The organism is Streptomyces sp. LHD-70 (genome assembly GCF_031157275.1).
In the GTDB taxonomy this organism is placed as follows: Bacteria; Actinomycetota; Actinomycetes; order Streptomycetales; family Streptomycetaceae; genus Streptomyces.
On record NZ_JAVIFW010000001.1, the window covers coordinates 686,759 to 707,824 of the forward strand.

22 protein-coding genes and 1 riboswitch are annotated in these 21,066 nt (G+C 71.7%); of the genes, 10 read left to right on the forward strand and 12 right to left on the reverse strand.

Annotated elements, in window-relative coordinates:
• The first annotated feature begins 31 nt into the window (after window positions 1-31).
• Entirely contained in the window at window positions 32-280 is a 249-nt protein-coding gene (locus RCO28_RS03080) for a (2Fe-2S)-binding protein (protein WP_308939330.1), read from the forward strand.
• Between the two features lie 17 nt (window positions 281-297).
• Here the strand turns inward: RCO28_RS03080 and bfr are convergent, their stop codons facing one another.
• Complete coding sequence (gene bfr, locus RCO28_RS03085) at window positions 298-777, reverse strand: bacterioferritin (protein ID WP_308939331.1); 480 nt, start codon at window positions 775-777, stop codon at window positions 298-300.
• Window positions 778-932: 155 nt separating this feature from the next.
• Between bfr and RCO28_RS03090 the strand changes: the two genes are divergently transcribed.
• Window positions 933-1,556, forward strand: coding sequence for a sulfite oxidase-like oxidoreductase (locus RCO28_RS03090; RefSeq protein ID WP_308939332.1), 624 nt, complete (start codon window positions 933-935; stop codon window positions 1,554-1,556).
• 37 nt (window positions 1,557-1,593) lie between these two features.
• Here RCO28_RS03090 and RCO28_RS03095 read toward each other — a convergent pair whose 3' ends face one another.
• The 6 genes from RCO28_RS03095 to thiO all read right to left on the reverse strand — a co-directional run bounded on the left by RCO28_RS03095 (window position 1,594) and on the right by thiO (window position 7,658).
• Complete coding sequence (locus tag RCO28_RS03095) at window positions 1,594-2,124, reverse strand: DUF4396 domain-containing protein (RefSeq protein ID WP_308939333.1); 531 nt, start codon at window positions 2,122-2,124, stop codon at window positions 1,594-1,596.
• Window positions 2,125-2,232: 108 nt separating this feature from the next.
• Window positions 2,233-3,132 carry a deoxyribonuclease IV gene (locus RCO28_RS03100; RefSeq protein ID WP_308939334.1) on the reverse strand — a complete coding sequence of 300 codons (900 nt, stop codon included), beginning with the start codon at window positions 3,130-3,132 and terminating at the stop codon, window positions 2,233-2,235.
• A 35-nt stretch (window positions 3,133-3,167) separates the two neighbouring features.
• Entirely contained in the window at window positions 3,168-5,132 is a 1,965-nt protein-coding gene (pknB, locus tag RCO28_RS03105; protein ID WP_308939335.1) for a Stk1 family PASTA domain-containing Ser/Thr kinase, read from the reverse strand.
• 286 nt (window positions 5,133-5,418) lie between these two features.
• The gene (locus tag RCO28_RS03110; protein WP_308939336.1) at window positions 5,419-6,213 is read right to left on the reverse strand and encodes a thiazole synthase; all 795 of its coding nucleotides are present in this window, start codon (window positions 6,211-6,213) and stop codon (window positions 5,419-5,421) included.
• Window positions 6,214-6,216: 3 nt separating this feature from the next.
• On the reverse strand, window positions 6,217-6,459 hold the full coding sequence (thiS, locus tag RCO28_RS03115) for a sulfur carrier protein ThiS (protein WP_308939684.1): 243 nt from the start codon (window positions 6,457-6,459) through the stop codon (window positions 6,217-6,219).
• Window positions 6,460-6,485: 26 nt separating this feature from the next.
• Window positions 6,486-7,658, reverse strand: a complete 1,173-nt coding sequence (gene thiO, locus RCO28_RS03120; protein WP_308939337.1) for a glycine oxidase ThiO — start codon at window positions 7,656-7,658, stop codon at window positions 6,486-6,488.
• Window positions 7,659-7,700: 42 nt separating this feature from the next.
• A riboswitch (TPP riboswitch) is annotated at window positions 7,701-7,812 on the reverse strand.
• A gap of 140 nt (window positions 7,813-7,952) precedes the next feature.
• Here thiO and RCO28_RS03125 point away from each other — a divergent pair.
• The 5 genes from RCO28_RS03125 to RCO28_RS03145 all read left to right on the forward strand — a co-directional run bounded on the left by RCO28_RS03125 (window position 7,953) and on the right by RCO28_RS03145 (window position 12,744).
• Window positions 7,953-9,200 carry an NAD(P)/FAD-dependent oxidoreductase gene (locus RCO28_RS03125; protein WP_374991081.1) on the forward strand — a complete coding sequence of 416 codons (1,248 nt, stop codon included), beginning with the start codon at window positions 7,953-7,955 and terminating at the stop codon, window positions 9,198-9,200.
• Between the two features lie 136 nt (window positions 9,201-9,336).
• On the forward strand, window positions 9,337-9,702 hold the full coding sequence (locus RCO28_RS03130; protein ID WP_308939338.1) for an Rv2175c family DNA-binding protein: 366 nt from the start codon (window positions 9,337-9,339) through the stop codon (window positions 9,700-9,702).
• Between the two features lie 228 nt (window positions 9,703-9,930).
• Complete coding sequence (thiE, locus tag RCO28_RS03135; RefSeq protein WP_308939339.1) at window positions 9,931-10,584, forward strand: thiamine phosphate synthase; 654 nt, start codon at window positions 9,931-9,933, stop codon at window positions 10,582-10,584.
• Window positions 10,585-10,836: 252 nt separating this feature from the next.
• Window positions 10,837-11,760: a methylenetetrahydrofolate reductase [NAD(P)H] gene (gene metF, locus RCO28_RS03140; RefSeq protein WP_308939340.1), complete on the forward strand. Its 924-nt coding sequence runs from the start codon at window positions 10,837-10,839 to the stop codon at window positions 11,758-11,760.
• Window positions 11,761-11,823: 63 nt separating this feature from the next.
• Window positions 11,824-12,744: a hypothetical protein gene (locus RCO28_RS03145; RefSeq protein WP_308939341.1), complete on the forward strand. Its 921-nt coding sequence runs from the start codon at window positions 11,824-11,826 to the stop codon at window positions 12,742-12,744.
• Between the two features lie 82 nt (window positions 12,745-12,826).
• On the opposite strand, the gene RCO28_RS03150 is transcribed toward RCO28_RS03145, so the two are convergent.
• The 5 genes from RCO28_RS03150 to RCO28_RS03170 all read right to left on the reverse strand — a co-directional run bounded on the left by RCO28_RS03150 (window position 12,827) and on the right by RCO28_RS03170 (window position 19,010).
• Window positions 12,827-14,308, reverse strand: a complete 1,482-nt coding sequence (locus tag RCO28_RS03150) for an NAD(P)/FAD-dependent oxidoreductase (protein ID WP_308939342.1) — start codon at window positions 14,306-14,308, stop codon at window positions 12,827-12,829.
• 54 nt (window positions 14,309-14,362) lie between these two features.
• A complete protein-coding gene (locus tag RCO28_RS03155; RefSeq protein ID WP_308939343.1) occupies window positions 14,363-14,977 on the reverse strand; it encodes a DUF4126 domain-containing protein in 615 nt (204 codons plus the stop codon).
• A 451-nt stretch (window positions 14,978-15,428) separates the two neighbouring features.
• Complete coding sequence (locus RCO28_RS03160) at window positions 15,429-16,043, reverse strand: helix-turn-helix domain-containing protein (RefSeq protein WP_308939344.1); 615 nt, start codon at window positions 16,041-16,043, stop codon at window positions 15,429-15,431.
• A 38-nt stretch (window positions 16,044-16,081) separates the two neighbouring features.
• Window positions 16,082-18,166: a YhgE/Pip domain-containing protein gene (locus RCO28_RS03165; protein ID WP_308939345.1), complete on the reverse strand. Its 2,085-nt coding sequence runs from the start codon at window positions 18,164-18,166 to the stop codon at window positions 16,082-16,084.
• Entirely contained in the window at window positions 18,138-19,010 is an 873-nt protein-coding gene (locus RCO28_RS03170) for an ATP-binding cassette domain-containing protein (RefSeq protein WP_308939346.1), read from the reverse strand. The genes RCO28_RS03165 and RCO28_RS03170 overlap by 29 nt, the downstream gene beginning before the upstream one ends.
• A 261-nt stretch (window positions 19,011-19,271) precedes the next feature.
• Between RCO28_RS03170 and RCO28_RS03175 the strand changes: the two genes are divergently transcribed.
• From RCO28_RS03175 to RCO28_RS03185, 3 genes are all read left to right on the forward strand, one after another.
• Window positions 19,272-19,802 carry an SAV_6107 family HEPN domain-containing protein gene (locus RCO28_RS03175; protein WP_308939347.1) on the forward strand — a complete coding sequence of 177 codons (531 nt, stop codon included), beginning with the start codon at window positions 19,272-19,274 and terminating at the stop codon, window positions 19,800-19,802.
• Window positions 19,803-19,820: 18 nt separating this feature from the next.
• A complete protein-coding gene (locus RCO28_RS03180) occupies window positions 19,821-20,009 on the forward strand; it encodes a hypothetical protein (RefSeq protein ID WP_308939348.1) in 189 nt (62 codons plus the stop codon).
• Window positions 20,010-20,105: 96 nt separating this feature from the next.
• Window positions 20,106-20,867, forward strand: a complete 762-nt coding sequence (locus tag RCO28_RS03185) for a methyltransferase (protein WP_308939349.1) — start codon at window positions 20,106-20,108, stop codon at window positions 20,865-20,867.
• The last annotated feature ends 199 nt before the right edge of the window (window positions 20,868-21,066 follow it).

Below are 21,066 nucleotides of genomic sequence, written 5' to 3' on the forward strand. Positions count from 1 at the left end.
ACTATCGATCCCGACCGCGAGTTCCGGGGAGGTGTACCGCGTGTTCGTCTGCAGCTGCTTCGGGGTGACCGAGGAACAGGTGAAGAAGCACGTGGAGGGCGGCGCCTGCACCCCCCGCCAGATAGCGTCGGCCTGCAAGGCCGGCACGGACTGCGGTTCCTGCGTGCGCCGGATCCAGTCGCTGCTCGGCCGGGGCTCCTGCCCCCGCCGTGACCTGGTCGACCAGGGCGAGCCCGCGTTCGCGCCCACGGCGGAACTCATGGACGCCGAGGCGGCCTAGGCTCCCGCCGGGCGGGCTCAGCTCTCCGGCTGCTCGACCAGTTGCGCGATGTACAGCGGCTCACCGAGCTTCTCCACCAGCTCCAGCTGAGTGTCGAGATAGTCGATGTGGTGCTCCTCGTCCTCGAGGATCGACTCGAAGATGTTCGCCGAGGTGATGTCACCCTTGGTCCGCATGACCTCGATGCCGCGCTTCAGGCGGTCGATGGCCTCGACCTCGATCTGCCGGTCGGCCTGGAACATCTCGGTGACGGTCTGGCCCACCCGGACGTGGAAGAGCCGCTGGTAATTGGGCAGCCCGTCGAGGAAGAGGATGCGGTCGGTCAGTACCTCCGCGTGCTTCATCTCGTCGAACGACTCGGACCGGGTGTACTTCGCGAGCTTCGTCCAGCCGAAGTTGTCCTGCATCTTCGCGTGCAGGAAGTACTGGTTGATGGCCGTCAGCTCGGCGGTCAGCTGCTCGTTGAGGAACTCGATGACCTCGGGGTCGCCCTGCATCGCAGAGGCTCCTTCCAAGTACGTATCGGGGGCAGGTGCGCCGCATCCTTGCACCGGCGCCGGTGGCCGTCCAGTAAGTGCATGCTTAGTAGGAGTTGCCCGAATCGGTGCAGACCTGGTCACGGCCACCCTTCCGAGGCTGTCATCATGGAGGCATGGGTCATCCGGAAAGCCGCGAAATGGAGCAGTCGGAACTTCCTCCGGGGCAGCGGCTGCAGCGGGGCTGGCCCGTCACCCATTACGGCCCGGTGCCCAAGTTCCGCCCGGAGCGCTGGGAGTTCAGGGTTTTCGGCGCGACCGCCGACGGCGACAAGCACTGCTGGACGCACGAGGAATTCGCGGCTCTGCCGTACGCCACGGTCGTGGCGGATCTGCACTGCGTCACCAAATTCTCGATGCTGGGCGCCGAATGGGGCGGCGTTCCGGCCCGCACGCTGGTCAAGATCGCGCCCCCTGCCAACGATGTCACCCATGTCATGGTCTGGGCGGAATACGGATTTAGTTCGAACCTTCGCCTCGATGACTTCACGTCCGAAAAGGCGATCTTCGCCACGCATCGCGACGGGGAACTCCTCACCGCCGAACACGGCTTTCCGCTCCGCCTCGTGGTGCCGCACCTCTACGCCTGGAAGGGCCCCAAGTGGGTGCGCGGCATCGAGTACATGACGGCCGACCGCCGCGGCTTCTGGGAGGAGCGCGGCTACCACAACATCGGTGACCCCTGGCGTGAGCAGCGCTATTCGTACCAGGAGGAGCCGGGCGACGGCCCGGAGCTGTAGCGGCCCCGGGCCGTCGGGTCGGCGGCCGTGCTCGTGCTCAGTGGTGGTACTGGTGCACCACCGCGTGGCCCTTTCCGCGGCCGATCAGCCACTTGTTGACCGGAGTGGTGACGATAAAGGCGATCGCGAATGCAAAGGCGAGCGCACCCCAGAACAAGGCGTCCGACAGGTGTGCCTCCATCGCGCCGGGCACGAGCAGTAGTACGCCGTTGTCGACGATCTCCATCACCGTGATCGACAGGGTGTCCGCGGCGAGCGCCACCCCGATCGCGGTACGCAGTCCGAGGCCGGCCCGGACGACTGCCCAGAGCGTCAGCGAGTAACCGAAGAAGAAGGCCAGGGTGATCGCGAGGGCCATCGTCGGGGCGGTGCCCCAGCCGAGCGCGGTGCCGATGATCATGCCGAGCACTTCGCCGATGGCACACCCGGTGAGGCAGTGCAGCGTCGCCTTCGCGGCCATGGCCCAGCTGACCTTGCCGCCACCGTGGTGCTGGTGGTGCTGGTCGTGCGTGTGGCCGGGGTGGTGCGCCTCGTGTCCCAGGTGCTCGGAGTGGGTCTCGTGCTCCATGAGTAAGCCCCCAACGTCAGGTAGCGGTTCCTGCCACTGACAAGAACCGTATACCCCCCTGGGGTATTCCTCAAGGTATTCCGCGAGCGAGGCGGCGAGCCGCGCGGCCTACCGGTCCCTCAGCTCCTTCAGCCGCGCCACGTCCGCCGCGTGCCCTTCCTTGCCGCCCGGCGTCTCGATGACCAGCGGTACGCCGGCGGTGGCCGGGTGGCTGAACAGCGCGCGGAACGGGTCCTCGCCGATGTGTCCGGCGCCAATATTGGCGTGCCGGTCCTTGTGTGCTCCGACCACGTCCTTGGAGTCGTTGGCGTGGATCAGCTTCAGGCGGCCCTCGCCGACGGTGTCCACGAGCAGGTCGAGCGTCTGGTGCATGCCGCTCGGCCCGGCCAGGTCGTGGCCCGCCGCGAAGATGTGGCAGGTGTCGAGGCAGACGCCGAGCTTCGGGTGGGCGTCCAGGGCCTCGAAGTACGGGCCGAAGTCCCAGGTGCGGGCGCACAGCGAGGCGCCCTGCCCGGCGGTGGACTCCAGGAGCAGGAACGGGTCGTCGTCGTGCGTCAGCTCGTCGAGCAGGGGCAGCAGGGTCTCGCGTACCTGCTTGAGCGCGACCGAGCGGTCCCGGCCGCCGGTCGCCGAGCCGGTGTGGACGACGACGCCTAGCGCGCCGATCTCCCGGCCGCGGCGCAGTGAGTGCCGCATCGACTCGACCGACTTCTCCGCGGTGGCCTCGGTGTGCGAGCCGAAGTTGATCAGGTACGGGGCGTGCACGTACGCCGGAATGCCCTCCTCGGCGCAGGCCGCGCGGAACTCCTCGTCCTGCTGCGCGTTGCCGACGGGAGTGGCCCAGCCGCGCGGGTTGGCGACGAAGACCTGGACGGTCTCCGCGCCCATCTCACGGGCGTACGACAGGCCGACCTTGGCCAGGCCGCCGGCCACGGGGACATGGCCGCCGACGGGATTGCGGGTTCTGCCACTGCTGTGGGTTCTCTTGCTGACACCGGTGCTGCTCACGCCGACAAGGGTGGCACGGCGCGGAACCCGCCCCGTCAGCGCGTCCGGATGGTGACCTCGCTGCCGCGCGGGGCCTGTTCGCCCGCGCCCGGCGACTGGTCCCAGACCGTGTCGCCGACGAACCAGCGCTGGACGTCGACCTTGAAGCCCGCGGCCTCCAGCTTCTCCTTGGCCTCGTCCTTGCTCAGGCCGCTCACGTCCGGGACCTCGACCATGTCCGGGCCCTTGGAGACCGTCAGCTTCACCGTGTCACCGTGCGCGAGCCGGGCGCCCTCGCCGGGGCGCTGCACCGCGATCGTGCCCTTGTCCTCCTCGGAGAAGACCCGCTCCGGCGCGACCTCCACCTTCAGGCCCGCCTCCTGGAGCTCGGCACGGGCGTCGTCCAGGGAGTCCCCGACGACGTTCGGGATGTCGACCGGGCTGCCCTTGCTGACGGTGATCGCCACCGCCGTACCGGGCTTGACCTTGCTGCTCGCCGCCGGGTCCGTGCTGATCACGGCGCCACGCTCGACCGCGTCGCTGAACTGCCGTGTGACCATGCCCGGTTCGAGCCCGCGGTCCCGCAGGTCGTTCTTGGCCTTCTCCAGCTGAGTGCTCTTGACGTCCGGCACGGTGACGATGCGCGGGCCGAGCGAGACCGTCAGCGTCACCCGCCCGTTGTCCCGGATGCGGCTGCCCGCCTTCGGGTCGGTGGCCATGACCGTGCCGCGCTTGTCGTTCGTGCTGTACTTCCGCTCGACCTCGCGCACGTCGAGACCGGCCTCCGAGAGCGCCTTGCGGGCCTGCGACTCGGTCTTGGTGAGCAGTGCCGGCACGCGCGTGAACTGCCCGGAGTTGATGTACCAGACGCCCACGCCGACCCCGAGGGTGAGCAGGGCGACGAGCAGCGCGAGCACTGTACGGCTGGGCCGGCGCCGGTTGCCCGGGCCGCCGACGGAGGTGCGCGTGGGCTCGGCCGGCGGCGGCACCTCCAGGCGGCTGGTGCGGTTCATGCGGTCCTCGGCGCTGCCGTCCGCCGGCTCGGGCAGCTGCTGCTGCTCGGCGGGGAGCGGGCGCGGGACCGAGCCGAGGGCGCGCGGGATCACGCTGGTGCGGTCGTCCGCGTTGTCATGCGCCTCCGCGAGGGCGCCCGGCGGCAGCGCGTCCAGCTGCTCGTCGGTCAGCGACGCGCGCGCCTGGCGGGTCTGCGAGAGCAGCGCCACCGCGTCGTGCGGGCGCACGTCCGGGTTGCGGGCCGTGGCCGTGGCGGTCAGCTCGTCCAGGTCCACGGGGAGTCCGGGGACGGTGGCCGAGGGCGGGGGCACGTCCTCGTTCAGGTGGCGGTAGAGGACTTGGGCGGGGGAGTCGCCGGTGTGAGGCTTGGCGCCGGTGAGCATTTCGTAGAGCACGACGCCGCAGGCGTAGACGTCCACCCGGGGGTCCGCCGTGCCGTTCTCTATCTGCTCCGGTGCGAGGTACGAGACGGTGCCGAGGACGGCGCCCGTGGTGTTGGTGACCGTGTCCACCGCGCGTACGAGGCCGAAGTCGGCGACCTTGACGCGGCCGTCGTCCCCTATCAGGACGTTCTCCGGCTTCATGTCGCGGTGCACGAAGCCCGCGCGGTGGGCGGCGCCGAGCGCGGCGAGGACCGGCTCCAGGATGTCGAGCGCGGCCCGCGGCTGCAGGGCGCCCCGCTCGCGCAGCACGTCACGCAGGGTGCAGCCCGCCACGTACTCCATCGCCAGATAGACGTACGCCCCGTCCGCGCCCTGGTCGTAGACCCCCACCACATTGGGGTGGGAGAGGCGCGCGACCGACTTGGCCTCGCGGATGAAGCGCTCCACGAACGACGCGTCGGCGGCCAGCGTCGGATGCATCACCTTGAGCGCGAGCACGCGGTCGAGGCGGGTGTCCACGGCCCGGTAGACCGTGGCCATCCCGCCGACGGCCACGCGCGCGTCGATGCGGTAGCGGTCGTCGAGCACCTGCCCGACGAGGGGGTCCTGAAGGGTCGTGTCCACGCGGAGAGTCTACGAGTGAGCACCGACAGCCCCGACCGGCCGGGGGATTCCGGGGTACGACTGCAGCACAGCTGTGACCCGCGGAATCCCGCCGTCGCCGGGGCGCCCGTGACGGCTAGGGCCCGTCTCCCCGATCTTTGCGGGCCCGCGGCTCCCCCAGCCTCCGGCCGGGAGGTGCCCCCAGGCACGCTCCCCCAGCCTCCGGCCGGGAGGTGCCCCCAGAGCAGGGAGGTACCCCCTCGACGCCGCGGGCTGATCCGCAAAGATCGGGGAGACGGGCCCCAGCTCAGAAGGCCGGACGTTCCGGGTCGAGTCGGGCTATTCCCTCCGTCGGCGAGGACGCCTCGGCGAAGTGGCGGCGCGGAATGCGCCCCGCGCGGTGCGCGAGCCGGCCCGCCTCCACCGCGTGCCGCATCCCCTCCGCCATCAGCACCGGCTCCTGGGCGCGCGTGACGGCCGAGGCCAGCATCACGGCGGCGCAGCCCAGCTCCATCGCGAGCGCCGCGTCGGACGCCGTGCCCGCCCCCGCGTCCAGAATCACCGGCACGCGTGCGTGCTCCACGATCAGCTGGAAGTTGTGCGGGTTGCGGATGCCGAGCCCCGAGCCGATGGGGGAGCCGAGCGGCATGATCGCCGCGCAGCCCACGTCCTGCAGCTTGCGGGCGAGCACCGGGTCGTCGTTGGTGTACGGCAGCACCGTGAAGCCGTCGTCGACCAGGGTCTCGGCCGCCTCCAGGGTCTCGATCGGGTCGGGCAGGAGGGTGCGCTCGTCGGCGATGACCTCCAGCTTGACCAGGTCGGTGCCGAGCGCCTCGCGGGCCAGGCGCGCGGTCAGGACGGCCTCGCCGGCGGTGAAACAGCCCGCTGTGTTGGGCAGCACCTGGATGCCGAGACGGTCCAGGACGGAGAGGACCGAGCCCTTCACGTTCGGGTCGACGCGGCGCATCGCGACAGTGGTCAGCTCCGTGCCCGACGCCACCAGGGACCGTTCGAGCACGTCCAGGCTGGGTGCCCCGCCGGTGCCCATGATGAGCCGCGACGTGTAGCTCGTACCGCCGATGACCAGGGGGTCGTCTGCCATGGTTCAGCCTCCTTGGACGGCGGTGAGGATCTCGACGCGATCCCCTTCGGCCAGCGTGGTGCGCGGCCAGTCACCGCGCGGGACGACGGTTTCGTTGACGGCGGCGGCCACCCCCGACGGAGCGGAACTGACACTCGCCACCAGGGCGTCGAGCGTGGTGCCGGAGCCGACGGAACGCTCCTCGCCGTTCACGGACACCCGGGTCGCGGTGCCCGTAGGGTCAGCGGTCGTGCGGTCGGTGGTCATACGGTCGGCGGTCGTCCGGTGGGTGCTCATACGGTCAGCTCCTCCAGCTCCTCACGCGCGCCGAAGCGCTGCGGCGTGAACGGGCGTACGGCCTCGGGCAGTTCGCCGGTCGTCAGGACGTGCGCCATGGCGTCGCCGGTGACCGGGGTGAGCAGCACGCCGTTGCGGTAGTGGCCGGTGGCCAGGTGCAGGCCGGGCAGCTCGGTCGGGCCGAGCAGCGGGGCGTTGTCGGGGGAGCCGGGGCGCAGGCCCGCACGGGTCTCGGTGAGCGGCAGCTCGGTGATCCCCGGCACCAGTTCGTGGGCGTCCCGCAGCAGCTCGTACACCCCGCCCGCGGTGACCGTCGTGTCCCAGCCCAGGTCCTCGGTCGTGGCGCCGACGACCAGCTCGCCGTCGACCCGCGGCACCAGGTACACGGCGCTGCCGCGGACCACCGCGCGCACCGTCCGGCTCAGGAACGGGGCGTACGCCTTCGGTACGGTCAGGCGGAGCACCTGGCCCTTGACGGGGCGGACCGGCGGCACGACGTCCGGCGGCACGCCGTCGAGGCGGCCGCTGAGGCTGCCCGTGGCGAGCACCACCTGGTCCGCGGCGAGCTCGGTGCCGTCGGCGAGCACGGCGCCGCGCGCCCGCTCACCCGCCACGGTCAGCCGCTGCGCCCACTGCCGGTGGAACGTCACGCCGGCCCGCTCGCACGCAGTGACCAGGGCGGCGGCCAGGCGGCGCGGGTCGATCTGATGGTCGCCGTCGACCCGCAGGCCCCCGCGCACGCCCGGCGCGAGCATCGGCTCGAGGCGCCTGCACTCGCGCCCCGAGAGCCACTCGGAGTCGAGCCCCGACTCTCGCTGCAGGGCGTGCAGTTCGCGCAGGTGTGCCCGGTCGTCCGCGTCGAGCGCGACGGCGAGAGTGCCACACGCGCGGTAGCCGAGTTCGCGGCCGCTCGCCTCCTGGAGCTCGGCGGCGAACTCGGGATAGCGGCGGGCGGAGGCCAGGTTGAGGGCGAGCAGCGTCTGCTCGCCGTAGTGGAGTTCTGTGACGGCGGCGAGCATGCCCGCGGCGACCTGGGCCGCCCCGCCGCCGGGCTCGGGGTCGACGACAGCGGTGCGCAGGCCCCGCTGCGCCGCCCGCCAGGCCGTGACCAGGCCGATGACGCCGCCGCCGAGGACGAGCACATCGGACGTGGCTGTGCGTGGATGCACGCTCTGTGGGTGCGCTCTCTGAGCCTGCATGGTGCGTGGATGCATGGGCTTCCAGCCCCTCCCTTCGCCGGCATGACCCGGATCAGGTTCGTACGGTCGGAGGCGCTGAGCCTCCCTCTCAGCCCGGTGCGTCCGGGCTCCCGCGAGTGGTCTACTCCCGCCACCCTAGCTCGCGGCCCGCACCCGGCTGAAGGGAGCCGACCGGTCGAGGGCGGACCTCGGTGTGCAGCAGGTCACGCCGCGGGCTTGGCCGGAGCCATACCTGACGGGGCGTCAGTTGATTAGGGTGGCCGGGTGAGTGAGCAGCAGAGGCAGAGCGACCCCCAGCAGCGCGAGCGCCCGGAGGGGCAGCATCGCGTCGTGATCGTCGGCGCGGGCATGGCGGGCGTCCAGACCGCCGTGGCCCTGCGCGAACAGGGCTTCACCGGTTCGATCACGCTGATCGGCGCCGAACCCCACCAGCCGTACGACCGCCCGCCGCTCTCCAAGGCCGTCCTGCTCGGCAAGGCCGAGGGGTCCGCCTTCGACGTCGACTTCGAGGCGCTCGGCGTGGAGCTCAGGCTCGGCGAGGAGATCACCGGCCTGCGCCCCGCCGACCACGCACTGGACGCCGCGCGGGGCCCGATCGGCTACGACACCCTGGTGGTCGCCACCGGCGCGGAACCCGTCCAGCTGCCCGGCGCCGAAGGGGTGCCCGGCGTGCACCTGCTGCGCACTCTCGACGACGCGGAACGGCTGCGCCCGGTGCTCGCCGAACAGCATGACGTCGTGGTCGTCGGCGCGGGCTGGATCGGCGCCGAGTTCGCCACCGCCGCGCGTGACGCGGGCTGCGCGGTCACCGTGGTCGAGGCCGCCGAGGGCCCGCTGGCCGGGGCGCTGCCCGCCGAGGTCGCCGCCCCCATGGCCCAGTGGTACGCCGACGCGGGCGCCGAACTCCGTACGCACGCGCGCGTGCGGAGCGTCGAGCCCGGCGCGGTCGTCCTCGACGACGGCACCCGGCTGCCCGCGGACGCCGTCGTCGTCGGCATCGGCGCCCGCCCCGCCACCCGCTGGCTGGCCGGCTCCGGCGTCGAGACCGGGCCCGACGGCGCGGTGGTCGCGGACGCCTCGCTGCGCACCTCTGCCCCTGACGTGTACGCGGTCGGTGACTGCGCCTCCTTCCCCTCGGCCCGCTACGGCCGGCGGCTGCTCGTGCACCACTGGGACAACGCCCTGCAGGGCCCGCGCACGGTCGCCGCGCACATCGTCGGCGCGGAGCCCGCCCCGTACGACCCGGTGCCGTACTTCTGGTCCGAGCAGTTCGGCCGCTTCGTGCAGTACGCGGGCGACCACGGCGGGGCCGACACCACCGTGTGGCGCGGCGATCCGCACGGTCCTGCCTGGTCGGTGTGCTGGCTGCGGGAGGGTGCGCTGGTCGGGCTGCTCGCCGTCGGGCGGCCCCGGGACCTGGCGCAGGGGCGCAAGCTGATCGAGTCCGGGGCGGCGCTCGACCCCGAGCGGGTGGCGGACCCGGCCGTTCCGCTGAAGTCGGCGAAGGTCTGACGGGCCGGGCCGGGCCGGGCCGCGGGAAACCGGGGGACGGTACGGCAGGTGGGGCGCGCCTGGTCGGGCGGCTCGTGGAGGCCGTGTCGGAGGCGCCGGGTACCGACTGTCAGTGCGGGATGGCACGCTTGTCCCTGTGACCGAGATTGACGCAAAAATCGATGCTCTCGTCCCTGCCTGGCTCAACCTCCCCGAGATCGCCGAGTCCTTCGGCGTCGAGGTGACGCGCGTCCGGCAGCTCGTCAAGGAAGGCCAGCTGATCGCCGTGCGCCGCGGCGAGAACAGGGCGCTGCACGTGCCCGCCGCCTTCATCGACGGCGACAAGGTCGTCAAGGGCCTCAGCGGCACCCTGACGCTCCTGCGGGACGACGGCTTCAACGACGAAGAGATGCTGGAGTGGCTCTTCACCTCCGACCCGACCCTGCCGGGCACCCCGGCGCAGGCCCTGAGCGAGAATCGCGGCACGGAAGTGAAGCGCCGCGCCCAGGCGCTCGCCGTCTGATCCGAGCATCTGGGCTGATCCGAAATCTGGGCTGATCCGAGAAATCGGCGCAGCACCCGAACCGAGAAATCCGGGCGCGAGGCGCCTGACCAGCGGCTCCGGGTCCCGTCAGTCGACGGGACCCGGGACCAAGGCCAGCGCGCCGCAGCGCCCGGTCCGACAACCGACGGCGTACGGACCACGGCACCTGCGTGGCCCGTACGCCACCGAAACGGGGGGAGTCCTTCCATGTCCCGCGCACCCCGCGAGGCCCTCGCCGACGCCCGGCTGTATCTCTGCACCGACGCCCGCAAGGCACAGGGCGACCTGCCCGAGTTCCTGGACGCGGTGCTCACCGGCGGCGTCGACATCGTCCAGCTGCGCGACAAGGGCATGGAGGCCGGCGAGGAGCTGGAGCACCTCCAGGTCTTCGCCGACGCCTGCAAGCGGCACGGCAAGCTGCTCGCGGTGAACGACCGGGCGGACGTCGCCCATGCCATCGGGGCGGACGTCCTGCACCTCGGCCAGGGCGACCTTCCGGTGCCGTCCGCGCGCGCCGTCATCGGCGAGCGGCCGCTCATCGGCCGCTCCACACACGCCGAGTCCGAGGCCGCCGCGGCCGCCGTCCAGCCCGGCGTGGACTACTTCTGCACCGGCCCCTGCTGGCCCACGCCCACGAAGCCCGGCCGGTACGCACCCGGCCTGGACCTCGTGCGGTACACGGCGAGCCTCGGCACCGACCGCCCCTGGTTCGCGATCGGCGGGATCGACGCCGGGAACCTGGACGAGGTCTTTGAAGCGGGCGCCCGCCGTGTGGTCGTCGTACGCGCGATCACCGAGGCGGATGATCCCGCCGCCGCGGCCGCCCACTTCGCGCGACGCCTGCGCGAAGCCGCGAGCTGAGGGAGCTGAGTCGACTGCGTGTCTTCCGTGCGCCGAGATGTGCGCCGGGAAGTGCGCTGAGACGTACGCCGAGATGTGCGGACGCCGGTGGTCCGGTTGCTGAGACGGGGGCGCACCCGGTGTGGCTGTCGGTGATGCGCTGTGGCCGGATCAGCTGCACGACTGTCCGATACGTGGACGACAAACGGTCATTGCGGACAAAAGCTACCGGTCTGGTTGGGGTGCCGAGAACCCCTGAGTAACCTGCGGGGTATGGCCCTAGGCACTGCTTCCACCCGAATGGATCGCGCGCGCACCGTGCGCGACATGCTTGCGACCGGCAAGACCACGTACTCCTTCGAGTTCTTCGCGCCGAAATCCCCCAAGGGTGAGCGGAACCTGTGGAACTCGCTGCGCCGAGTCGAGGCGGTGGCCCCGGACTTCATCTCCGTGACGTACGGAGCGGGCGGTTCCACCCGCGCGGGCACGGTGAAGGGCGCGCAGCAGATCGTCGCCGACACGACCCTCACGCCGGTCGCGCACCTCACCGCGGTCAACCACTCCATCGCCGAGCTGCGCAACATCATTGGGCAGTACGCCGACGCCGGGATCAGGAACATCCTCGCGGTCCGCGGCGACCCGCCCGGCGACCCGATGGGTGACTGGGTCCCGCATCCGCAGGGCCTGACGTACGCGGCCGAGCTCGTCCAACTGATCAAGAACTCGGGCAACTTCTGTGTGGGCGTGGCGGCGTTCCCGGAGATGCACCCGCGTTCCGACGACTGGGACAACGACGTCCGGTACTTCGTGGACAAGTGCCGCGCGGGCGCCGACTACGCCATCACACAGATGTTCTTCGACGCGGACGCGTATCTGCGGCTGCGCGACCGGGTCGCGGCCGCGGGTTGCGAAACCCCCATCATTCCGGAGATCGTGCCGGTCACGAACGTCAAGCAGCTGACGCGGTTCGCCGAACTGAGCAATGCGGTCTTCCCGCAGGATGTGAAAGACCGCATCCTCGCGGCACAGGACGATCCGGCGGCTGTACGCTCCATTGGCATCGAGTTCGCGACGGAGTTCAGCGCTCGGCTGCTGTCCGAGGGAGTGCCAGGTCTGCACTTCATCACCATGAACAACTCCGCGGCGACGCTGGAGATCTACGAGAACCTGGGCCTGCACGACCCACAGCAGGTCTGAGACAAGGCCGTAGCCCCCTGCCCGAACCGGGGCGGGGCGGTCGGCCGCAGGAGAGGGGCGTACATGGGCTGGACGGTCCTCTACATCGCGTTCGGAATCGTCGCGCTGTGGTTGCTGGGCGAAGTGCTGCTGCAGTACAAGGCGCGGCTGCGCTGGCGGCTGCTCGCCTTCGTCGGCTTCCTCGGTGTGGTTGTGGGTGTGCTGATGCCCTCGATCTGGGTCATCGGGGCCGGCGCCGCCACGTTCGCCGTCGGCCAGACCTTTGTGACGCTCTCGTTCCGCCGCGGCTTCTCCACGGGCTGGGCGATCGGCGGCAGCCCCGGCGCGAGCCGCCGCCGCAAGACCGAGGGCCTCGCCGCCCAGGACCCGACCCTGGAGGTCTCGGACCTGGAGTACGAGCAGGCGTACGCGCCCGATGAGACCCAGCCGTTCCCCGCCCAGGGCCAGGACTTCCCCGGCGCGGCCCAGGACTTCCCGGCCGACCGGGCACCGGACTTCGCGGCTCCGGAACCGCCCCAGCAGTCCCCGGTGTACGCCCCGGAGCCCCTCCCGGACGAGACCGGCCAGTACGGCGTCTACCAGGACCCGGCCTTCCCGCCCCCGCCCGCCGCGGCCCCCGCCGGCTTCGGCTACGACGGGTACGGCAACAGCGGCTACGACCAGCACGACCAGCAGAACTACGCCTACGAGGGCCAGCAGCAGTACGCGGCCTACTCGGACCCGTACATCGGCAGCCAGGCGGGATACGGCGAGTACGACACGTACGGCGGTCAGCAGGGCCAGGCGGGCTACGACCCCGGGTACCAGGATCCGTACGCCGCGGGCTATCCCTCCGAGACCCCGCCGGGCGGTGTCTGGGTGCCGCAGCAGCGCAACGGCGACGAGCTGCAGGGCGGCACCGACCTTCCGCCCGAGCAGCCCTACCCGTACCAGAACCAGGGCTACGACACGGGCTACAACGAGCAGCAGCCGTACCGCTACTGAGGCGCCGCGACCGACCGACCGACGTCTGTCGGCGCGCGACGCCGTCAACTCGGCTCCGGAGGGCCGGAGTTCTGCATCGGGCTCACTGCGAGCCGCGGAACTCCGGCCCTTCGACGATCAGCCCGGCGACCAGCGCCCCGGACATTCCGGCGTGCGGCAGGCCGCCACCGGGGTGGGCCGAGCCGCCGACGAGGTGGAGCCCCGGCAGCCGCGTCGAGTTGGACGGGTACAGGAACCGGCCGCCGGCGCCCGCGAGGGCCGGGTGCGCGGCGGACACGGGCGGGCCGTCCGGCAGCTCGCGCCAGATGATCCGCTCCCGCAGGCCCGGTACCGCCGACTCGGCGGCCGACACCAACTGGTCCGCGTACGCCTGCGTCCCGGCCGGGTCGGCGAGGACAGCGCGAGACGGGGCCACGGAGGAGAGCACCACCGACTCGTGCTCGGCGTCGGGCACCAGCGCCGGGTCTCCCGGGCGGAGCACCGTGACCGTCGGCCGCACCCCGGCATTGGGGCCTGAGTCCAGGGCGTCCAACTCCGCCTTGCGGTCGGCCGGATGCACCACCGTGCGGTGCACCGCGCCCGCCTCACGGGCGCCGCGCAGCGCGAGCAGCACCGTGAACCGCGCGCCGTTCCGCTCCGCGCCCTCGGCCGGTCGCACATCGCCCTCGGCCTGCAGCCGATGGGCTGTCAGCTGCTGCAGGCGCAGCGGATCGATGCCCGCCACCACATGATCCGCCGCGACGCGGGTGCCGTCGGCCAGCTCCACGCCCGCCGCGCGCCCGTCCTTCTCGACGACCGAGACCACTTCCGCGCCGAAGCTGAACTTCACCCTCCGCGCGCGGCACCGCTCGTGCACCGCACGCGCCAACTCCCTTATCCCACCGCGGACATACCAGGTGCCGAAGGCCTGCTCCATGTACGGCAGGACGGCCGCGCTCGCCGGGGCCGCCCGCGGATCCAGGCCATGGGCGAGGAGCGAGCTCTCGACCAGGGCGACCAGATGCGGCTCGGCCAGCTCGCGGCGGGTCACCTCGGCGAAGGTGGGCGGTCTGCGCCGCAGCAGCCCGCTCCCGCGCACCGCGGGGTACGGATCGCGCTCGGCGAGCACCTCCCAGTTCGGCCACAGCGGCTCTTCCAGGAGGGGGCGGCGGCAGCGGTCCCAGGTGTCGCGCGCGCGGTTGAGGAACGCGCCCCAGCGCTCACCGGCCGGGGCGCCGAACGCGGCGTCGAGCGCCTCGACGACGCCTGCCCGCGAGACGTTCGGCAGCGCGACCGACGTGCCGTCCGCGAAGACGTGCCGCACGGCCGGGTCGACCTGGACGAGCTCGACGCACTCCTCCAGGGGCTGCTTGCCGGTCTTCACGAACAGGTCGCGGTAGACCGCGGGGAGCGGAAGCAGGCCGGGGCCCGTGTCGAACGCGAAGCCGTCACGCACGAAGCGGCGGACCTGCCCGCCGTACGTATCGGTCCGCTCGAACACCGCCACCCGGTGGCCTGCAACGGCCAGCCGGGCAGCGGCCGCCATCGCGCCCATCCCGGCGCCGATCACCGCAATCCGTGCCATGCCAGGGACTTTATCGGCCACCACTGACAACGCGGTCGGCCCGGTCGAGCGGGGTCAGGGAGGTGGGGCGCCCATGCGTTCCGCGAGGCGTTTCTCCTCGCGCCGTTGGGCCCTGCGGCGCAGGAAGCGCCGGATCCGGTGGGCGAGGAAGATCAGTATCACGAGGCCGATGAGCAGCAGCACCGCCGCGATGATCGCTGCCGCCTCCGGATAGAACATCGCGAACGAGACGAGGCCGCCGACGCCCAGATCCTCGGCCACGCTCACCACGAAGTTGCTGGCGGGCTCGGGCGAGGTGTTGATCGCCATCCGTGTCCCGGCCTTCACGGCATGGCTCGCGAGCGCGGTGGAGCCGCCGACCGCCCCCGCCGCCAGATCGCTGAGCGAGCCGCTCTGCCCGGCGAGCAGCGCGCCGACCACGGCACCGGACACCGGCCGGATCACGGTGTGCACCGCGTCCCAGACGGAGTCGACGTACGGGATCTTGTCGGCCACCGCTTCGCAGAGGAAGAGCACACCGGCGACGACCAGGACGTCGGTGCGCTGCAGCGACTCGGGCACGTCGTCGGTCAGACCGGTCGCACCGAAGACGCCGAGCAGGAGCACCACCGCGTACGCGTTGATTCCGCTGGCCCAGCCGCTGGTGAAGACGAGGGGGAGTACGGACACGGACGCGATCGTAGCCAGTGGGGCGCTCCACGGGCTGGGGATGAGTGCGCAGGCCTGAGTATCCGTACTCAGACGACGAGATGAGTAGGAGCGCGGATGGGCTCCGACCTGCGTAGACGGAAGAGTAGGGGGCACGGAAGGGGCGCAGCGCCGGCACCGCCGACACGGGGCGGCGGAACGGTGCGGCACCCCGGCCGTGAACGGGGGATGACACGGGGGCGCGCCGGCTCCGTGAGGCTCGGGGGGATCGAGCCTCACGGACCGGCGCTTTCGTGTGTCCGCGCGGTGCGGGTTACCGCTTCCGGTTCCGGTTCCGGCTTACGCGCGTATGCCGGTTTCTGCATCCGGCTCTCCGCGCGTGTGTGCCGGTTTCCGCTTCCGGCTCTCCGCGCGTGTGCCGGTTTCTGTTTCCGAAAACAAGCTCCGCGCCGACCGGCGGTGAAAACCCGCCCTACGCGCGCGTGCCGCCCACGCGTCCCTGAAGGAGGCGGGACAGCGCCGAGTGGACGTCGTCGATCGTCCGCTCCGGCTGGAACGCCTGCCAGTCCAGGGCGGCGACCAGGACCATCCCGACGAGCGCGGCGGCGGTGAGCGGAATGTCGATCTCCGAGCTCAGCTCACCGGCCTCGACGCCCTCGCGCAGCACGTTCTCGACCACCGCGACGGCCTGCTGCCTGACCACCATCAGGGTGGACTGCCAGGCCCTGTTGGTGCGCCACAGCTCGGCGACGTAGAGCTGGGTGAACGCCGGGTAGGTGTCGATGAAGACGAGGCCCGCGCGGATCATGCGGTCCAGGGCGTCCACCTTGCTGCCGCCCTCCGCGGCGGTCCGCTCGGCGGCCTCCCGGAGCGACGCGGTGAGCAGGCCCACGCCGTGCCGCAGCAGCTCCTCGAAGAGCTCGGCCTTGCTGGCGAAGTTGTAGTAGACCGTGCCCTTGGCCACCCCGGCCCGCTCCGCGATCTCGTCGACCGTGGTCGCGGAGAAGCCCTTTTCGGCGATGAGCGTGACGGCTGCCTCGTAGAGCTTGGCCCGGGTGGCTTGGCGCCGCGTGCTGCTGCTTTCCATGCTCCTGATTCTCACAGGTCGTATCCCGCTCACCGCGCTCACAGGCTCAGTTCCGGGTGCAGCCGGTCCAGGGTCCACACCTGCTTGCGCCGTGCGGACAGCGCCGTCAGAGCGAGCGCCCCAAGGGTGAACGCGAGCAGCACCGCGCAGGCCTGCCACACCGGCCCCAGGTCACCGCCGCTGATCAGCCTCCGCAGCGACTCGACGACGTAACTCATCGGCAGGAACGGGTGGATGGCGTTGAAGAACGACGGGCTGGTCTGCACCGGATACGTGCCCCCCGCCGACGTCAGCTGCAGCATCAGGACCGCGAGGACCAGGATCCGGCCCGCCGCCCCGAACCGTGCGTTCAGCCACTGGATGATCGCCGCGAAGCACCCGGTGACGAGCAGCAGGAAGCCCACCGTGCCGGCCGCCCGTGCCATCTCCAGGCCGAGCCCCCAGTGCAGCACCGACATCAGCGCGGCCACCTGGAGCACCCCGAGCGCCGCCACCGGCAGCCACCCCGCGAGCGCGATCCGCCAGGCAGAGGCACCGGCCGCGAGCGCCCGCCGGTTCATCGGCTGGATCAGCATGTACGCGACCATCGCACCGACCCACAGCGACAGCGGGATGAAGTACGGGGCGAAACCCGTGCCGTAGTTGGGCGCCTTGTGCAGCGACTGCGAGGCCAGCTGGACCGGGTCGGCCATCACCTCGGTGCGCTCGTCCCGGTCGTTCTTGTCGTAGTCCGGGATCTTGGAGACACCGTCGTGCAGCCCGCCGGCGAGGTCGCCCGAACCGTCGACGAGCTTGAACATGCCTCCGTTGAGGTCGTTCGCACCCGTCTTGAGGCGGCCCACGCCGCTGTCCAGGTCGACGGCGCCCGTTTTGGCGGCGCCGAGCCCGGTGTGCAGCTTGCCCGCGCCCTTGGCGACCTCCTTGGCGCCGGTGTTCAGCTTGTTGATCTTGGCGACCGCGTCGTCGAGGTCCTCGTCCAGGTGCGGCGCCCGCTCGGCCAGGTCGTCGGCCTGCTCCTGCAGCTTCTTCAGGTGGCCGTCGAGGGTGGCGATGTCGCCGTCGTAGTCCTTGACGACCTGGTCGAGGTCCCCGGCGATACGGGCCGTGGTGGCCGCCGCCTCCTTGGCATCCTTGAGCACCGGGCAGTGCGGGCTCGGCAGGCCGCCGTTCTCGCAGAGCGAGGCGTACACCGAGTCGAGCCGCTCGGACGCCTTGCGGGACTCCTCGGCCGCTCCCGGGGCCGCCGCCGCGAGGTCGTCCAGGTGCCGGCGCACGACCGCCGTCGAGTCGGACACGAGCCGCGCGGTGTCGCCGATGGTCTGACCGTTGTCCTTCAGGAACGGCCGCACCTCGGCCGCGCCCGCGTTCACCTTGTCGGCGAGCGCCTGCGTGCCATCGGCCACCTGGCCCGCGCCGCGCTCCAGTTCGCCGGCGCCCTTATCCAAGCTCTTGATTCCGCCGGAGAGTTCCGTGCTGCCGTTCTTGGCGTCCTTGAGGCCGTCCGCGAGCTCCTTCGCGCCCTTCTTGGCCTTCCCCGCGCCCTCCTTGAGCTTGTCCGCGCCCTCGGCCGCCTCCTTGGTCTTGCCGTGGATGTCCGAGAACGAGATGAAGATCTTGTCGAGGAACGTGCGTGAGGCGTCGGTGGAGGCCGCGGTGCGCACCTCGGAGAACACCGTCCGCGAGATCTGCCCGACGATGTAGTTGTTGGCGTCGTTCGTCCGCACCTGCAGCGCGCTCGTCTCGGGCGCGTCACCCGAGCTGGACGCGATCCGCGCGCTGAAGTCCTTCGGCATGGTCAGGGACAGGTAGTACGTACCGTCCTCGACGCCCTTGCGCGCCTCGTCGGCGCTCACCTCGTGCCACTGGAAGGTGTTGCTGTCCCGCAGCCCCTCGGTGATCGAGTCGCCCGCGGAGATCTTCTTGCCGTCCGCGGTCGCGCCCCTGTCGTCGTTGACGAGCGCCACGGGGATCTTGTCGAGCCGCCCGTACGGGTCCCAGAACGACCACAGGTACAGCGCCCCGTACAGCAGCGGAAGCAGCAGCAGTGCGACGAGTGCCGCCCGTGGCAGCTTGCCCCTGCCGAACCGCCTCAGCTCAAGCGCGGCCAGTTTCGGCGAGCGCATCCGCCGCCCCCTTCGTCTCGTCCTCGTCCTTGTCCTTGTCCGCTTCCGCGCGGTGCTCTTCTTCTGTCGCGACTTCCGCGCGGTGCTCTTCTTCTGTGGCGACTTCTGTGGCGACGGTTTCGTCCCGGCTGTCGCCCACGGGCGCCGTGGACACCACGAGCGCGCCCTCGGGCGCCTCGCTGCACACGGCCACGACAGTGGTGCCGGACTCGGCGACCGACCGCAACAGGCCCCAGGCCTCGGCCCGTTCGGCGTCCGACAGCTTCATGTCGACGTCGTCCACCCCGAGCAGCCGCGGCTCCCCGATCAGCGCGAGCGCCACGGAGAGCCGCAGCGCCTCGAGCCGCTCCAGATCGCGTACGGAGGTACGGGGGCCCTTGGGTAGCGAATCCAGGTCGAGCCCGGCGGCTGCCAGGGCGTCATCGACATGTCGCTTCACCGCTGCCCGGCGCTCGGACGGCGGCCGCACCAGTGAGCGCAGCGAATCGCCGAACCGCCGCTGGAGCAGGGCGCGTTCATGGATCTGCTCGCGCACGGTCAGCGCCGGGTCGAGGTCGGTCACCCCGGGTACCGGGCCGAGTGCGCTGATCCTGCGTACGGCCGCCAGCTGCTTGGGCAGTCGCATCCGGCCGACCGCCGCGTGCCCCGCCGTGGGCCGCATCCGCCCCGTGAGGGCGAGAAGCAGGCAGGTGCGGCCGGAGCCGGACGGCCCCTCGATGGCGATCAGGGCGCCGGGCTCCGCGTCGATACGGACCCCGCGGAACGCCCAGCCGCGCGGGCCCTTCAGGCCGAAGTCCTCGGCTGTGACGGATATGCCGCGGGGTGCCCCGTGCGGGCTCTCCACAGACCTTCCCCCTCATGAACTCTTTTGAACTGACTGGTCAGTGCAAACAGTATGCCGCGCCCGCCCCGAAGCGAAGACGCCGCCCCCCCCGGATCGCTCGCCGGGCGGCGGGGGCGCGGCGCCCCCGCCGGGTGCCCAACTCCCGTACGCGAACTCCTGATCGAGTCGAAAGTGCAGGTCAGGGCCGATTGTCAGTGGCGTACTCCACGATGGGGTCATACGGCTACCTATGCGCCGTCATACGACGACAGGAGGTTCGTCATGGCCAGTTCTTCCGCAGCAGCCGCACACCGGCACCGCGCCACCACCGGCCCTGCCCCCTCACTGAACGGTCCGGCGAGCGACATCCACCCCGTGCTGCGCCGGTCGACGGCCCCACCGGCCGCACTCGACCTGCTGGGCCAGGCCCGCACAGGACTCGACGAAGCGGTCACCCTGGAAACCCCCAACGAGCGCTACGCAGCCGCCCATCTGGCAGCCCTGCGCACCGCGGCGGCCGTTCTCGCGGCCCGCGGGCGCCCCGAGACGAACCCGCGCAAGCGACAGCGCATCAGGAGCGCCTGGGAAGTGCTCCCCGAGATAGCGCCCGAACTCACCGAGTGGAGCGCCCTGTTCGCCTCCGGTGCCAGCCGCCGAGCCCGCGCCGAGGCCGGCATCCAGGGCGCCGCGACCATCCGCGACGCCGACGACCTGCTGCGCGACGTGGCGATGTTCCTGCGCCTCGTCGAAGGCATGCTGGTCCTCCAGCCCGCCCTGCCCCAGCCCCGCCAGGACCGCCCCGATGCCGGGTGAGGGGTGCCCAGCGGCGCGGTGCCCGGAGGCGCACCCGATGAGCCCGACGAGACCCACGCGGCCCAGGAGACCCAGTCGTACGAGGAACGGGAGGCGGACGAGATGAACGGCCCGGCGATCCGGATCGAGGTGCGCGGCAGCCGCATCTGCCTGCACGCAGGCAGAGACCCGCAGGCAGATGACTGGAGAGCGGCCCGGAGGCAATAGGGTGGGACCACCTGCGCCTTGCGTCACGCGAGGCCGGGCGAGGTAACCATCGCTCCGCCACTGAAGAGGCGGTGCCGCGCCGAGGAGTCAACTGCCGTGTCGGACCCGATGCGCCCCCGCGCTTCTCTCCGTACCGCCGTGGTCTGGGAGGTCCTGAAGGACGCCCTGGACCGTCAGGCCAAGGCGACGGGACGGGAATCGCTCGACGTCCTGGACACCGGCGGCGGCAGTGGCAACTTCGCGGTGCCCGTGGCCCGCCTCGGACACCGCGTCACCGTCGTCGACCCCAGCCCCAACGCCCTGTTCGCCCTGGAGCGCAGGGCCGCCGAGGCCGGGGTCGCCGACCACGTCCGCGGCGTCCAGGGCGACGCGCACGGCCTGTTCGACGTCGTCGGCCGCGGCGACTACGACGTGGTGCTCTGCCACGGCGTCCTGGAGTACGTGGACGACGCGGCCGAGGGCGTGCGCAACGTCGTCGGCGCCCTGCGCGAGACCGGCACGCTCAGCCTGCTCGCCGCGGGCCTCGGCGGCGCTGTGCTCGCCAGGGCCCTCGCAGGCCACTTCACGGAGGCCCGCGAAGCGCTCACCGACCCGGACGGCCGCTGGGGCGAGGGCGACCCCGTGCCGCGCCGCTTCACCGCCGAGCAGCTCACCGGCCTCGTCACTGACTGCGGCCTGCGCATCGGCGCGGTGCACGGCGTGCGGGTCTTCGCGGACCTCGTCCCGGGCGTCCTCGTCGACACCGAGCCGGGGGCGCTCGACGCCCTGCTGAAGCTCGAGGCCGCCGCCGCCGAACAGCCCGCGTTCCATTCGGTCGCCACTCAGCTTCACGTACTGGCCGAGAAGGGCGCCGCATAGCATCGCCGGATTTCGGCGCCGCGTTTTCGGCTCGCGTTTTCGCCGCCGGACCTCGGTGCCGGAGCGAGGCGTCGGCCCGCCCGGTGGTGCCCACTGTCCGTGTGCGGCCTCCCCGGAACGCGAACTGCGGCGCTGATCAGCACCGCAGCCGCACATGGAGTACGCCACAGGGCCCCCGGTCGGGCGCTTCGCCCCGTAT